At 60.5% G+C, this 14,064-nt stretch carries 14 protein-coding genes; 8 read left to right on the top strand and 6 right to left on the bottom strand.

What is annotated here, in order from left to right; all coding sequences use genetic code 11:
* Window positions 1-7: 7 nt before the first annotated feature.
* Window positions 8-589, bottom strand: a complete 582-nt coding sequence (gene rpoE / locus KGB25_RS26285) for an RNA polymerase sigma factor RpoE (protein ID WP_007944079.1) — start codon at window positions 587-589, stop codon at window positions 8-10.
* Window positions 590-1,147: 558 nt separating this feature from the next.
* On the opposite strand from rpoE, the gene nadB reads away from it, so the two are divergent.
* Window positions 1,148-2,764 carry an L-aspartate oxidase gene (nadB, locus tag KGB25_RS26290; RefSeq protein ID WP_008034915.1) on the top strand — a complete coding sequence of 539 codons (1,617 nt, stop codon included), beginning with the start codon at window positions 1,148-1,150 and terminating at the stop codon, window positions 2,762-2,764.
* On the opposite strand, the gene KGB25_RS26295 is transcribed toward nadB, so the two are convergent.
* Window positions 2,733-3,185, bottom strand: a complete 453-nt coding sequence (locus KGB25_RS26295) for a protein YgfX (protein ID WP_223437291.1) — start codon at window positions 3,183-3,185, stop codon at window positions 2,733-2,735. The two genes, nadB and KGB25_RS26295, sit on opposite strands and share 32 nt — an antisense overlap.
* Complete coding sequence (locus KGB25_RS26300; RefSeq protein ID WP_007944081.1) at window positions 3,169-3,423, bottom strand: succinate dehydrogenase assembly factor 2; 255 nt, start codon at window positions 3,421-3,423, stop codon at window positions 3,169-3,171. The genes KGB25_RS26295 and KGB25_RS26300 overlap by 17 nt, the downstream gene beginning before the upstream one ends.
* Window positions 3,424-3,573: 150 nt before the next feature.
* On the opposite strand from KGB25_RS26300, the gene KGB25_RS26305 reads away from it, so the two are divergent.
* Entirely contained in the window at window positions 3,574-4,515 is a 942-nt protein-coding gene (locus KGB25_RS26305; RefSeq protein WP_223437292.1) for a YgfZ/GcvT domain-containing protein, read from the top strand.
* 35 nt (window positions 4,516-4,550) lie between these two features.
* On the top strand, window positions 4,551-5,372 hold the full coding sequence (locus KGB25_RS26310) for an HDOD domain-containing protein (protein WP_008034910.1): 822 nt from the start codon (window positions 4,551-4,553) through the stop codon (window positions 5,370-5,372).
* Between the two features lie 89 nt (window positions 5,373-5,461).
* On the opposite strand, the gene KGB25_RS26315 is transcribed toward KGB25_RS26310, so the two are convergent.
* Together KGB25_RS26315 and KGB25_RS26320 are read right to left on the bottom strand one after the other, a co-directional pair.
* On the bottom strand, window positions 5,462-6,850 hold the full coding sequence (locus KGB25_RS26315) for a sensor histidine kinase (RefSeq protein WP_008036011.1): 1,389 nt from the start codon (window positions 6,848-6,850) through the stop codon (window positions 5,462-5,464).
* Window positions 6,843-7,514 (bottom strand): response regulator, encoded by a 672-nt coding sequence (locus KGB25_RS26320; RefSeq protein ID WP_008034908.1) that lies wholly within the window; start codon window positions 7,512-7,514, stop codon window positions 6,843-6,845. Before KGB25_RS26320 ends, KGB25_RS26315 begins: the two co-directional genes overlap by 8 nt.
* Window positions 7,515-7,904: 390 nt before the next feature.
* On the opposite strand from KGB25_RS26320, the gene KGB25_RS26325 reads away from it, so the two are divergent.
* From KGB25_RS26325 to KGB25_RS26340, 4 genes are read left to right on the top strand one after another with little or no spacing between them, the layout of a single operon-like run.
* Window positions 7,905-8,882, top strand: coding sequence for a Bug family tripartite tricarboxylate transporter substrate binding protein (locus KGB25_RS26325; RefSeq protein ID WP_008036010.1), 978 nt, complete (start codon window positions 7,905-7,907; stop codon window positions 8,880-8,882).
* Between the two features lie 58 nt (window positions 8,883-8,940).
* The gene (locus KGB25_RS26330; RefSeq protein ID WP_008034905.1) at window positions 8,941-9,399 is read left to right on the top strand and encodes a tripartite tricarboxylate transporter TctB family protein; all 459 of its coding nucleotides are present in this window, start codon (window positions 8,941-8,943) and stop codon (window positions 9,397-9,399) included.
* Between the two features lies 1 nt (window position 9,400).
* On the top strand, window positions 9,401-10,915 hold the full coding sequence (locus tag KGB25_RS26335; protein WP_008034898.1) for a tripartite tricarboxylate transporter permease: 1,515 nt from the start codon (window positions 9,401-9,403) through the stop codon (window positions 10,913-10,915).
* The gene (locus KGB25_RS26340; RefSeq protein WP_223437293.1) at window positions 10,908-11,948 is read left to right on the top strand and encodes an AbrB family transcriptional regulator; all 1,041 of its coding nucleotides are present in this window, start codon (window positions 10,908-10,910) and stop codon (window positions 11,946-11,948) included. Before KGB25_RS26335 ends, KGB25_RS26340 begins: the two co-directional genes overlap by 8 nt.
* A gap of 113 nt (window positions 11,949-12,061) precedes the next feature.
* Here the strand turns inward: KGB25_RS26340 and ung are convergent, their stop codons facing one another.
* Window positions 12,062-12,754, bottom strand: a complete 693-nt coding sequence (ung, locus tag KGB25_RS26345; protein ID WP_008025785.1) for a uracil-DNA glycosylase — start codon at window positions 12,752-12,754, stop codon at window positions 12,062-12,064.
* Window positions 12,755-12,886: 132 nt separating this feature from the next.
* On the opposite strand from ung, the gene KGB25_RS26350 reads away from it, so the two are divergent.
* Entirely contained in the window at window positions 12,887-13,990 is a 1,104-nt protein-coding gene (locus KGB25_RS26350) for an enoyl-CoA hydratase/isomerase family protein (protein ID WP_223437294.1), read from the top strand.
* The last annotated feature ends 74 nt before the right edge of the window (window positions 13,991-14,064 follow it).

The raw sequence follows: 14,064 nt of genomic DNA on the forward strand, positions 1-14,064 counted from the left end.
CGCTGTCTCAGTTTTCCTGCAACAACGGCTGCAGGGCTTTATCGATGGCCTCCCGAGCGCGGAAAATCCGGGAGCGCACGGTACCCACCGGACACTGCATGACTGCCGCAATGTCCTCGTAACTCAGACCATCAAACTCACGTAAAGTTAAAGCCGTACGCAAATCTTCCGGCAGTTGCTGAATGGTTCGATGGACGGTGCCTTCGATCTCATCCCGCAGCAATGCGCGCTCAGGCGACTCGAGATCCTTGAGGCCATGATCGCCATCGTAGAACTCTGCATCTTCGGAACTGACATCGCTATCCGGCGGCCGACGGCCGCGTGAAACCAGATAGTTTTTCGCCGTGTTGATGGCGATGCGGTAAAGCCACGTGTAAAACGCGCTGTCCCCGCGAAAATTTCCAAGCGCACGGTACGCCTTGATAAAGGCTTCTTGTGCCACATCCTGGGCTTCATGGGTGTCGTGCACGAAACGCACGATCAACCCGAGAATTTTGTGCTGATATTTCAGCACTAGCAGATCGAAAGCTCGCTTGTCGCCGCGCTGAACGCGTTCGACCAGCTGCTGATCCTCTTCCTGGGTTAGCATGAACTCTCCTCGATAAGCTCGGAGGAAGCTTGCATAACTAAACGACCAGACTTGCAAACATAGACTCGGGCTTTTCGCAAAAGTTCTCCCCCTCCAAGCAAGTTTCCTGCGGGCTCTGATTTGGCACGCACGAAAAGCGCAGCTCGGCATAACCCGGCTGCGCGAATAATCTTGTCATCGGATTCGCCGGCAAGGATCAAACCGCAATCCTGCATTGAAGCCGACACTGTCCCTTGATTCAGGCAACGGTCTATTGATCTTGGGCCTTTGGCAAAAGTTCCAAATATTTATAGCTGCGCAAGACCGACATTGTGCAACCGTGAATGGAAAAAGACTGTTAAATCGACGATACAGTCTTCTTGTCGCCGAACCGGTCGAAAAATCATCCGACGAAGCGTCAAGTCTTTTCCGTCACAGTAGTTTCACAATGCCATGTGACCTCGGCTATTGTGCCGCTCCCCCCCTCTATATACTAGTGCGCTGTGTGGCCGCCTTGACTCGCCGTTGCGGGAGTCATGCGCCAACCCCGACCCGGGTCGCTTTGAGCGGAATCCTGAAATGAGCCAACAGTTTCAACACGATGTCCTGGTGATTGGCAGCGGTGCTGCCGGTTTGAGCCTTGCGCTGACCTTGCCCGATCATTTGCGCATTGCCGTACTGAGCAAAGGCGACCTCGCCAATGGCTCGACCTTCTGGGCCCAGGGCGGTGTCGCTGCCGTGCTGGATGACACCGATACCGTTGAATCCCACGTCGATGACACCCTGAATGCCGGCGGTGGCCTGTGCCACGAAGACGCCGTGCGCTTCACCGTCGAGCACAGCAAAGAGGCCATTCAATGGCTGATCGATCAAGGCGTGCCGTTCACCCGAGATGAACAATCCGGCACCGAAGATGGCGGTTTCGAGTTTCACCTGACCCGCGAAGGCGGTCACAGCCATCGGCGCATCATTCACGCCGCCGATGCCACCGGCGCAGCGATTTTCAGAACCCTGCTCGACAAAGCCAGACAACGGCCCAACATCGAGTTGCTGGAACAGCGGGTCGCCGTCGATCTGATCACCGAGAAGCGCCTGGGCCTTGAAGGCGACCGCTGCCTCGGCGCCTACGTGCTCAACCGCGGCACCGGGGAAGTCGACACCTACGGCGCACGCTTCGTGATCCTCGCGTCCGGCGGTGCCGCCAAGGTCTACCTCTATACCAGCAACCCCGACGGCGCCTGCGGTGATGGCATCGCCATGGCCTGGCGTTCGGGCTGCCGGGTGGCGAACCTGGAGTTCAACCAGTTTCACCCGACGTGCCTGTATCACCCGCAAGCCAAGAGTTTCCTGATCACCGAAGCCCTGCGCGGCGAAGGTGCGCACCTGAAACTGCCCAATGGCGAACGCTTCATGCAGCGTTTCGACCCGCGCGCCGAACTGGCGCCACGGGACATCGTCGCCCGGGCCATCGACCATGAGATGAAACGCCTGGGTGTCGATTGCGTTTACCTGGACATCAGTCACAAGCCGGAAGCGTTCATCAAGACGCACTTCCCGACGGTGTACGAGCGCTGCCTGGAGTTTTCCATCGACATCACCAAGCAACCGATTCCGGTGGTTCCCGCGGCGCACTACACCTGCGGCGGCGTGATGGTCGACCAGCAGGGCCGCACCGACGTACCGGGGCTGTATGCAATTGGCGAAACCAGTTTCACCGGCCTGCACGGCGCCAACCGTATGGCCAGCAACTCGCTGCTGGAATGTTTCGTTTATGCACGCTCGGCGGCGGAAGACATTCTTGAGCAACTGCCGCAGGTTTCGATTCCGGTCGCCCTGCCCGTCTGGGATGCCAGCCAGGTCACCGACTCGGATGAAGACGTGATCATTGCGCACAACTGGGATGAACTGCGGCGATTCATGTGGGACTACGTCGGCATTGTGCGCACCAACAAGCGCCTGCAACGTGCGCAGCACCGCGTGCGGCTGTTGCTGGACGAAATCGACGAGTTCTACAGTAACTACAAGGTCAGCCGGGACTTGATCGAGCTGCGTAACCTGGCCCAAGTGGCGGAATTGATGATTCAGTCAGCCATGGAGCGCAAGGAAAGTCGCGGCCTGCATTACACCCTCGACTACCCGAACCTGCTGCCGGAGGCGCTGGACACTATTCTGGTGCCGCCCACCTACGCCGACTGAACGTGAGCCGAACCCGCAGGCGTCGGTGCACATCCGCCGCCTGCGAATCCCGGGGCACACAGATCGCCCGGACCCGCCGCTCGCCCTGCAGGCGAAAACGCAGGACGACGACCAGCGGCAGCGCGAGGCTGTCCGGCCGTAGCTGAACCGCCTGCCAACCCGCCGCCTGATTCCACAACTGCCAGCCATCCGCATCGCGACGCAAGCCACGAAACGCCTGTGGGTGTGTCAGTAAAATCTGGCGTGGCAATGCCCAAACGCAATGAGCCAGGCAGCAAAAAGCGCCGAGCAAGCTGGCCCAGACCGGTATGGCAAGCAGAAACAATGCACCCAGCGCGAACAGCTGGGCCAACAGATACGCCGCCAGCAACTGCCCAGAGGCATGCCAGCGGCATTCGAACGCATTACTTGGGCTGGACACGATCCAGGATCATGCGAACCATGCGCTGCAGCTCCGGATCTTCCGACTCGGCGCGTTCCATGAACCAGCCGAACATGTCCTGATCTTCGCATTCGAGCAGCTTGCGGTAGCAATCGCGGTCGACATCATTGAGGTGCGGGTAGACCTCTTTCACGAACGGCACCAGCAACACGTCAAGTTCAAGCATGCCGCGGCGGCTGTGCCAGTAGAGGCGATTCAGTTCAACATCTTCGACCATGGAGCGCTCCTCAAATAGGCGGCAAGTATACAGCCCCGGACACCATCGAACAGTCGGCTTTGGTCGGGCACTGTCGACCTTTTGTGAACTACCCATTTCATGGGCGCCCCCTTATGATGTCCCCCAGACTCTTTTACCCTGCGATCTCCCATGGCCGATTCTGCTTTTTTCTGCACCCTGTCTCACGAAGGCGTTCTCGCGGTCCGCGGCGCGGATGCCAGCAAATTTCTGCAAGGCCAGCTGACCTGCAACCTCAATTACCTGAGCGACACCCAGGCCAGCCTCGGCGCGCGCTGCACCCAGAAAGGCCGGATGCAATCGAGCTTCCGCATTCTGCTGCAAGGTGATGGCGTGCTCATGGCCATGGCCACCGAGCTGCTGGAGCCGCAACTGGCGGACCTGAAGAAGTACGCGGTGTTCTCCAAATCGAAATTGACCGATGAAAGCGCTGCCTGGGTCCGCTTCGGCGTTGACCATGGCGATGCCGCCCTGATCGGCCTGGGTCTCGAACTGCCGGCGGACACCGACAGCGTGGCGCGCAATGACGGATTGATCGCCATCCGCGTTTCACCGGACCGCGCCGAACTCTGGGTTGCCGCCGATCAGGCCGACGTCATCAAGGGCCGGTTATCTGCTTTGCTGACCGAGGGCGATCTCAATCAATGGCTGCTGGGTCAGGTCCGCGCAGGGATCGGCCAGGTGATGCCGGGCACACGCGAATTGTTCATTCCGCAGATGCTCAATCTGCAGGCCGTCGGCGGCGTGAGCTTCAAGAAAGGTTGCTACACCGGCCAGGAAATCGTTGCGCGGATGCAGTACCTGGGCAAACTCAAGCGCCGCTTGTATCGTCTGAAGCTGGACGCCAGTGCATTACCTGAACCCGGCACACCCTTGTTTTCCCCGACACACGGCAGTTCCATCGGCGAAGTGGTGATTGCCGCGCACGCCGGACAAAACATTGAACTCCTGGCCGTCTTGCAAGCCGAAGCGGCGGAAGGTGGCGACGTCCATCTCGGCGCGATCGAAGGGCCGGCCCTGCATCTGCTTGACTTGCCTTATGAACTGGATCGCGATCGCGAAATCCAGCGTTAACAGCAGTACTTGTTGCAACACCCTAGAGAAAAGAAATGAGCGATTTGGCGGATAAGGTCCAACAGGATTTGGTTGAGGCCATCGATAACGATGACCTGGTTCTGCCAACGTTGCCGGAAGTGGCCCTGCAGATTCGCAAGGCCGCTGAAGACCCGGAAATAAGTGTCAGCACCCTGAGTAAAGTGATTGGCCGTGATACGGCGCTGTCGGCGCGCCTGATCAAAGTGGTCAATAGCCCGCTGCTGCGCGCGACCCAGGAAGTCACTGACTTGCACACGGCAATCACGCGCCTGGGCGTCAATTACAGCAGCAACCTGGCCATCGGTCTGGTCATGGAGCAGATTTTCCATGCGCGCTCTGACGTGGTGGAGAAAAAGATGCGCGATGTCTGGCGCAAAAGCCTGGAAATCGCCGGGGTCAGCTACGCGCTGTGCCGCAGTTACACGCAGCTCAAGCCCGATCAGGCGGCGCTGGGCGGACTGGTGCATCAGATTGGTGTACTGCCGATCCTGACCTACGCCGAAGACCACTACGAGCTGCTGTCGGACCCGGTCAGCCTGAACCATGTGATCGACCACATTCACCCACTGCTCGGCGACAAACTGCTCAGGGTCTGGGAGTTTCCGGAAATGCTGGTACAGGTGCCGGGGCTGTATCTGGACTTCAAGCGCGAGTCCGAGCGCGTCGACTACGTGGATCTGGTGCAAGTGGCCAGTTTGTATTGCCACAAGGACACCGACCACCCCATCGCCCGTATCGACCCGCTCGGCGTGCCGGCCTTCAAGAAGCTGGGAATCGACCCGGAGAATGAGTCGATGTGCAGGGATCTGGAAGAATCGCGGTCGATGTTCTATTAAAAGCTTCGCGGGCAAGCCTCGCTCCTACAAAAGCATCGTAATACCTGTAGGAGCGAGGCTTGCCCGCGAAGGGGCCAGTACGAACACCATCACTCTCCCGCGATAAAACTCACCCGCACCTTCAACCCCGCCTGCTCGCCATCGTGCAGGCTGATCTGTGCCAGATGCGCGCGGCAGATCTCGCCGACAATCGCCAACCCCAACCCTGACCCGGCCACCTGCTGGTTGCGCCGATAGAAGCGCTCGAACACCCGATCACGCTCTTCCAGCGGAATCCCCGGCCCATCATCCTCGACCTCCAGCACCGCCGGCGCCGAGACCCGCAGGATCACATTGCCGCCAGGCGGCGTATGGGCCAGCGCGTTGTCCACCAGATTGCTCAACAGCTCGTTCAGCAGCGTCGGCTCACCGCGCAGCCACACCGGTTCGTCGGCCTCCAGCGCCAGCGCCACGCCGCGGGCATGGGCCAGCGGCGCCATCGCCATGCCCAGCTCCCGGGCCAGCTGACTCAGATCGAGTAATTGTGCACCGCCCTCGGCAATCGCCCGGGCACCGTTTTCGACACGCGCCAGCGACAGCAATTGGTTGGCCAGATGGGTCAAACGATCCGTGCCTTGCGCTGCCGTTTCCAGCGTATTGCGCCAGGTTTCAGGTTCGCCCGAACGCAGGCCGAGTTCAAGTCGCGCCTTGAGCGCCGCCAGTGGCGTGCGCAGTTCATGCGCAGCATCGGCAATGAACTGCGCCTGACGTTCGAACTGCCCGCGCAGGCGCTCGGTAAAGTGATTGAGCGCACGCACCAACGGCCACAACTCTCGCTGCACCTCCACCAGCGGCAGCGGCCGCAAGTCATCGGACTGGCGCTCTTCCACCGCCGTGCGCAAGCGTTCCAATGGGCGCAACGCCGCACTCACCGCAAACCACACCATCAGCAACGCGCCGACCGCCAGCATACCCAGCCGCAACAACGTGTCTGCCGCCAGGCTACGGGCCATGCTGACGCGCGCCTCGTCGGTTTCCGCCACGCGAATTTCCGCCATGCCGTTCATGTTCGGCTCGCTCACGGGCTTGAGCAGGCTGACCACCCGCACGTTCTGCCCTCGATACGTCGCGTTGTAGAAACGGGCAAGCGCCGGATAGTCATCGGTGCGCGGCGTTCCCGGTGGTGGAGCGGGAAGGTTTTCGTAGCCGGAAATCAGGTTCTGGTGAATGTCGTTGACCAGGTAAAAAATTCGCCCGGCACTGTCGTAGGCAAACGTATCCAGCGCCACGTAAGGCACATCGGCACTGAGGGTTCCGTCACGCTGGGATACCCCGGCGGCGATGGTTCGCGCCGAAGCCAGCAGGGTCCGGTCATACGCGGTGTCGGCGGCTTCGCGACCATTCCAGTACGCGCTCAATCCACTGGCCAGCATCAACACCACCAGCAACAGCGCGAGGTTCCACAACAACCGCCAGCGCAGGCTGCTGGGCTTATGCATCGCGGCTTTCCAGCAAATAGCCGAGGCCGCGGAACGTCACGATGGCGACCGGTTGGCCGTCGAGCTTCTTGCGCAAGCGGTGGACGTAGATTTCGATGGCGTCGGGGCTGGCTTCTTCGTCAAGACCAAACACCTGGGCGGCCAGTTGTTCCTTGCTCATCACCCGACCGGGACGCGCAATCAGCGCTTCGAGCACCGCTTGTTCGCGGGAGGTCAGGGTCAGCAATTCGTCGCCGAGGGTGAAGCGTCGGGTGTCCAGATCGTAAGCCAGCACACCGCAGGTCTGCTGACGTTCGCCGCCGAGCACACTGCGACGCAGCAAGGCTTTGACCCGGGCTTCGAGCTCGGTCAGTTCGAACGGTTTGGCCAGGTAATCGTCAGCGCCGAGGTTCAAGCCATGCACACGATCCTTGACGTCGCTGCGAGCGGTCAGCATCAGCACCGGCAGGTTCTTGCCCCGGGCCCGCAAGCGCGCCAGCACCTCGAAGCCATCCATGCGCGGCAGGCCGACATCGAGGATCGCCATGGCGTATTCCTCGCTGCTCAGCGCCAGGTCGGCGGCCACGCCGTCGTGCAGCACATCCACGGTCAGCCCGGTGCTCTTGAGCGCCTGGGCGACACTGTCGGCGAGTTGCAGATGGTCTTCGACGAGCAGAACACGCATGGATCTTTACCTCATTCAGGGATGTTCGACGCCATTCTTTGGCGCGGAGTTTACAGCCGCATCCGCCGCTGTGAAGCCCGAAAACCGTGAAAGTCCGCTGAAAGGTTAGTGAAAGGTTCGACCGTTAGAGTCGGCCCACGGATGGTTTCGACTGAAAGCCATCGATCGTGCTTTGAAATGTAGCTCCCGAAAAACGCCTCGATGCGTTTTCGCCAATAAGAACAATAACGAGGTACTTCGCCATGCTGTCCACACAGCCCCAGGTTTGCCCGCCTCATCTCTTTTTTCAATTCCCGTCGTTTACGTTTGTCAGCGCCACCAACGGCTGCGCGACGCGAAACTGCCGCACCTGAAACATCCCCAAAAACAACAACTCCCGTGGAGACAACAATGAATCGATCACTGCGCCGTTTCGCCCTCGCCGCCAGCTGCATGCTGTTTGCCGGCCAACTGATGGCCGAGCCCAAGCGCCCGGAATGCATCGCCCCGGCCTCGCCCGGCGGCGGTTTCGACCTGACCTGCAAACTGGCGCAAAGCGCGCTGATGAACGAGAAACTGCTGAGCAAACCGATGCGCGTGACCTACATGCCCGGCGGTGTCGGCGCAGTGGCGTACAACGCGGTGGTCGCTCAGCGTCCGGCCGACGCCGGCACGCTCGTGGCGTGGTCCAGCGGTTCGTTGCTGAACCTGGCCCAGGGCAAGTTCGGTCGCTTCGATGAAACCAACGTGCGCTGGCTGGCAGCGGTCGGCACCAGCTACGGTGCCATCGCGGTGAAAAGCGATTCGCCTTACAAGACCCTCGACGATCTCGTTCAGGCGCTGAAGAAAGATCCAAGCAAAGTGGTGATCGGTTCCGGCGGCACCGTCGGCAGCCAGGACTGGATGCAAACCGCGTTGATCGCCAAGGCCGCCGGGATCAACCCGCGCGATCTGCGTTACGTCGCCCTCGAAGGTGGCGGCGAAATCGCCACCGCCCTGCTAGGCGGCCACATCCAGGTCGGCAGCACCGACATCTCCGACTCCATGCCGCACATCCAGAGCGGCGACATGCGCCTGCTGGCGGTGTTCTCCGATAAGCGCCTGGACGAGCCGGAAATGAAAGACATTCCGACCGCCAAAGAGCAAGGCTACGACATCGTCTGGCCAGTGGTTCGCGGTTTCTACCTCGGGCCAAAAGTCAGCGATGAAGACTACGCCTGGTGGAAAGACTCCTTCGACAAACTGCTGGCTTCCGATGATTTCGCCAAGTTGCGCGATCAGCGTGAACTCTTTCCGTTCGCCATGACCGGCCCGGAACTGGACACCTACGTGAAGAAGCAGGTCGCGGACTACAAAGTGCTGGCCAAAGAGTTCGGCCTGATTCAGTGATCGCCTCTGTCTAGCGGCTGCGGCCCCGCACTGCGGGGTCGCGGCACAGGAGTTCCCCATGCTCGTACAACGCATTTTCGCATCGGTGCTGCTGCTGGCCTGCGCCAGCCTGGTGCTGATGGCCTGGCCCTACCAGGCGCCTTTTTCCTACGAACCGATCGGCCCTCGCGCCTTCCCCTTGCTGATGCTGGGGCTGATGGGAATGGGCTTGATCTACATGGTGTTTCGCCCGTCCCCGATCAAACACTCCGAAGAAGACCCGCCGCTGGATCGTGAAACCCTCCACAAGATCGGCCGCTGCGTGGTGCTGCTGCTGGTGTTCGCCGGCCTGTTCGAGCCGTTGGGCTTCATCCTCAGCAGCATTTTGATCGGCATTCCGATGGCGCGCCTGTACGGCGGACGCTGGTTGCCAAGCGCAGTGATCATCAGCCTGATGAGCATCGGTCTGTACCTGCTGTTCGACAAAGTGATGGACGTGCCGCTGCCTCTGGGTCTGCTCGACGTTCTGGAGAACTGAAATGGATACGCTTGGTTATTTGAGTCACGGCTTCGGCGTCGCACTGACCCCTTACAACCTGGTCACCGCACTCAGCGGCACGCTGATCGGCACCGTCGTCGGCCTGCTGCCCGGCCTCGGTCCGATCAACGGCGTGGCGTTGCTGATCCCGATTGCATTCGCCCTCGGGCTGCCACCGGAATCGGCACTGATCCTGCTGGCTGCGGTTTACCTGGGTTGCGAATACGGCGGCCGGATCAGTTCGATCCTGCTGAACATTCCGGGCGAAGCGTCCACCGTCATGACCACCCTCGACGGTTACCCGATGGCCCGCCAAGGCATGGCCGGTGTCGCGCTGTCGCTGTCGGCGTGGAGTTCGTTCATCGGCGCCTTTATTGCCACGTGCGGGATGGTGGTGTTCGCGCCGATCCTGGCGAAATGGGCGATTGCCTTCGGTCCGGCGGAATATTTCGTCCTGATGGTGTTCGCGATTGTCTGCCTCGGCGGCATGGCCGGTGATCGACCGCTGAAGACCTTTATCGCGGCGCTGATCGGCCTGTTCCTGTCGACCGTCGGCATCGACGCCAACAGCGGTGTCTACCGCTTCACCGGCGACAACATCCACCTCACCGACGGCATTCAGTTCGTGGTGTTGGTGCTGGGCCTGTTCTCCATCAGCGAAATCCTGTTGCTGCTGGAAAAAACCCACCGCGGCCAGGAAGCGTTCAAAGCCACCGGCCGCATGATGTTCAACTTCAAGGAAGCTGCGTCGGTGTTCTGGGTGAACATGCGGTGCGGTGTGCTGGGTTTCATCATGGGCGTTTTGCCTGGCGCCGGTGCAACACTTGCCAGCGCCGTGGCCTACATGACCGAGAAACGTATCGCTGGCCCAAGCGGCAAATTCGGACAGGGCGACAAGCGCGGTCTGGCCGCTCCGGAAACCGCCATCGGTGCTGAAGCCTGCGGCGCACTGGTGCCGATGCTGACCCTGGGAGTTCCCGGTTCGGGCACGACGGCGGTGATGATCGGTGCGTTGTCGCTGTACAACATCACGCCGGGCCCACTGTTGTTCCAACAGCAACCGGACATCGTCTGGGGCCTGATCGCGTCGTTGTTCATTGCCAACATCATGCTGGTGATCCTCAACATTCCGATGATCCGCATCTTCACCCGCATCCTCGCCGTACCGAACTGGGCGCTGGTGCCAATGATCGCGATCATCACCGCCATCGGCGTGTTCGCGGTGCATGCGACCACCTTCGACCTGTTCCTGATGATCGGCATCGGCATCTTCGGCTACATTCTGCGCAAGCTGGATTTCCCGTTGTCGCCGGTTTTGCTGGGCTTCATTCTCGGAGGTTTGATGGAACAGAATCTGCGCCGCGCACTGTCGATTTCCAACGGTTCGCTGGAGATTCTCTGGTCGAGCGGGATCACGCTGGGTGTCTGGGCGTTGATCGTGGTGATGTTGCTGGTGCCGATCCTGCGGATCTGGCGCAAACGTTCGGTCGCTCGTCGCGCGGTCGCCGATGTCTGATCGAACACCCTTCAACGCCTGGTGGGGTACGCCGCTGGTCGGCGCGCTGGGCGGTTACCTGGCCAGCCAGATCGGCTGGCCACTGCCATGGATGGTCGGCTCGTTGCTGGCGATCATCCTCGTGCGTTGCCTGACGCCCTGGCAATTGGCCGAAATCCCTGGCGGCCGCAAGGTCGGCCAGTGGGTCGTCGGCATCGGCATCGGCCTGCACTTCACACCGGTGGTGATGGAGCAGGTGTTGAGCCACTTTGGCCTGATCTTCTTCGGTGCGTTGATCACCAGCCTGTCCGCCGTGGTCGGGGTCTGGTTGATGCGCCGTACCGGTGAGGATCGCGCCACCGCATTTTTTTCCAGCATGCCCGGCGGCTCCGGGGAGATGGTCAACCTCGGCGCACGCAATGGCGCGGTGCTCAGTCGCGTAGCGGCCGGGCAAAGCCTGCGGGTGCTGGTGGTGGTGCTTTGCGTACCGGCGGCGTTCAAATATCTACTGGGCGACGGCGCACCGGTTTTTCATCCGACGGCCGTCAACTGGTGGTGGCTGGCCCTTCTGTTCCCGGCGGGCGCCTTGGCGGCGTGGGTTTGGGAGCGTTTGCGTCAACCCAACCCTTGGCTGTTCGGGCCGTTGCTGGTGAGTGCGGCGGTGAGCATTGGTTGGGATCTGCACATTGGTTTGCCCAACGGCGGTAGCCAGATTGGCCAATGGCTGATCGGCAGTGGCTTGGGCTGCCACTTCAATCGGCAGTTTTTCCGGCGTGCGCCTTCGTTTATGGGGCGGACGTTGATTGGTACGGTGTTGACCATGTTGATCGCCACGGCGGCAGCCTTGGGATTGAGTGCGCTGACACATCTGGATTTGCGTTCGCTGACCCTGGGCATGATGCCCGGCGGGATTGCGGAGATGAGCCTGACGGCGGAGACGCTGCAATTGTCGGTGCCGCTGGTGACGGCGATGCAGGTGATGCGGTTGTTGTTTGTGCTGTTTCTGGCGGAGCCGTTGTTCAAGTATTGGAATCGGAATCCGGATTCAGACTGAAAAACCGAGTCGCCCCTTTCGCGGGCAAGCCTCGCTCCTACAGGATTTGTGTCGTATGTGAATTATATGCTCGACACAAATCCTGTAGGAGCGAGGCTTGCCCGCGAAGCTTTTTAGACTGGCGGCAACCGCCAATCAATCGGCGTCTCGCCATTCTGCTCAAGAAACTTGTTGGTCCGGCTGAAGTGCCCGCACCCGAGAAAACCGCGATAAGCGGACAGCGGTGACGGGTGCACCGACGTCAGCACCAGATGCTTGGTCGCGTCGATCAGCTTCTGCTTGCTCTGGGCATGGGCGCCCCACAGCATGAACACCAGATGCGGTTGCTGCTGGCTGACCACTTCAATGATCCGGTCGGTAAAAAACTGCCAGCCCTTGTCCTTGTGCGCATTGGCATTGGCGCGCTCGACGGTCATGGTGGTATTGAGCATCAACACGCCCTGATCGGCCCAGCTCTGCAGATAACCGTGATTGGGAATGTCGATGTTCAGGTCGCGTTTCAACTCCTTATAGATGTTCACCAGCGACGGTGGCGCCGGCACGCCCGGTTGCACCGAGAAGCACAAGCCATGGGCCTGGCCTGGCCCGTGATAAGGATCCTGACCGAGAATGACGACCTTGACCTTGTCCAGCGGCGTCGAGTTGAGCGCGTTGAAAATCATCGGGCCCGGTGGATAAATCTCCTTGCCGGCCGCACGCTCCTGTTGCAGGAAATCGCGCAACTCTGCCATGTAGGGCTGGTCGAACTCGGCACGCAGTGCCTCCTTCCAGCTCGGTTCGAGTTTGATACGGTCGTCAGCAGTCATGGTTACATCCGGCAAAAACAATGGGGCGAACCCTAGGAAAGCCCATCACGCTTGTCAATTGATCTGACGCAGATCCGGCACTTTCCTGCATTGCGATCATACTGAACGCTCAAATTCCCGATCGAGGTCACGATGAATCTGCACTTCGAAGAACTCACCGGCACCGACGGCGCCCGCATCGGCGTTGCCAGCCTGGATGCCGAAAAATCCCTGAACGCCCTGTCCTTGCCGATGATCAACGCCCTGCGCGATCAACTGGACGCTTGGGCCAAGGATCCGCAAATCGTCTGCGTACTATTGCGCGGTCATGGCGCCAAGGCCTTTTGCGCCGGTGGCGAAGTGCGCAGCCTGGTGGAAGCCTGTCGCGCGCACCCCGGCGTAGTGCCCCCGCTGGCCGCAACTTTCTTCGCGGCGGAATACCGGCTGGACTTCAGCCTGCACACCTACCCGAAACCGCTGATCTGCTGGGGTCACGGTTATGTACTCGGCGGCGGCATGGGCCTGCTGCAGGGCGCGAACATCCGTATTGTCACGCCGAGCAGCCGTTTGGCGATGCCGGAAATCAGCATTGGTTTGTATCCGGATGTCGGTGCCAGTTGGTTTCTGTCGCGCCTGCCCGGCAAGCTCGGTTTGTTCCTCGGCCTGACCGGCGCGCACATGAACGGTCGCGATGCGATCGATCTGGGCCTGGCCGACCGCTTCCTGCTCGATGAACAGCAAGAAGAGCTGATCGAAGGCCTGCTGCAATTGAACTGGCAGGAACAGACGCCGATGCAGCTCAACAGCCTGCTCAAGGCCTTGCAGCAGGAAGCGCTGGCGCGAATGCCCGAAGCCCAGTGGCTGCCGCGCCGCCAGCAGATCGATGAACTGCTGGATGTCAGTGATGTACGTTGCGCCTGGAAAGCCATCAGCCAACAGCGTGATAGCACGGACCTGGTACTTAGCCGCGCGGCGCGGACCCTGAGTGAAGGTTCGCCGCTGACCGCTCATCTGATCTGGCAACAGATATCCCGCGCCCGACATATGTCGCTGGCTCAGGTTTTCCAGATGGAATACACCTTGAGCCTCAACTGCTGCCGGCATCCGGAGTTCAGCGAAGGCGTGCGTGCGCGGTTGATCGACAAAGACCAGAAACCGCACTGGCATTGGCCTGATATCAATCACGTGCCGGATACGGTGGTGGAGGCGCATTTTCGCAAGGTCTGGGAAGGCCGGCATCCGCTGGCGGATTTGTAAGGTCACAAAACGAAATGTGGGAGCGAGCCTGCTCGCGATGGCGGTTTGTCATTCATCAATGATGTGACTGACAA

The organism is Pseudomonas sp. BF-RE-21 (assembly GCF_019947305.1).
GTDB classification, from domain to species: domain Bacteria; phylum Pseudomonadota; class Gammaproteobacteria; order Pseudomonadales; family Pseudomonadaceae; genus Aquipseudomonas; species Aquipseudomonas migulae.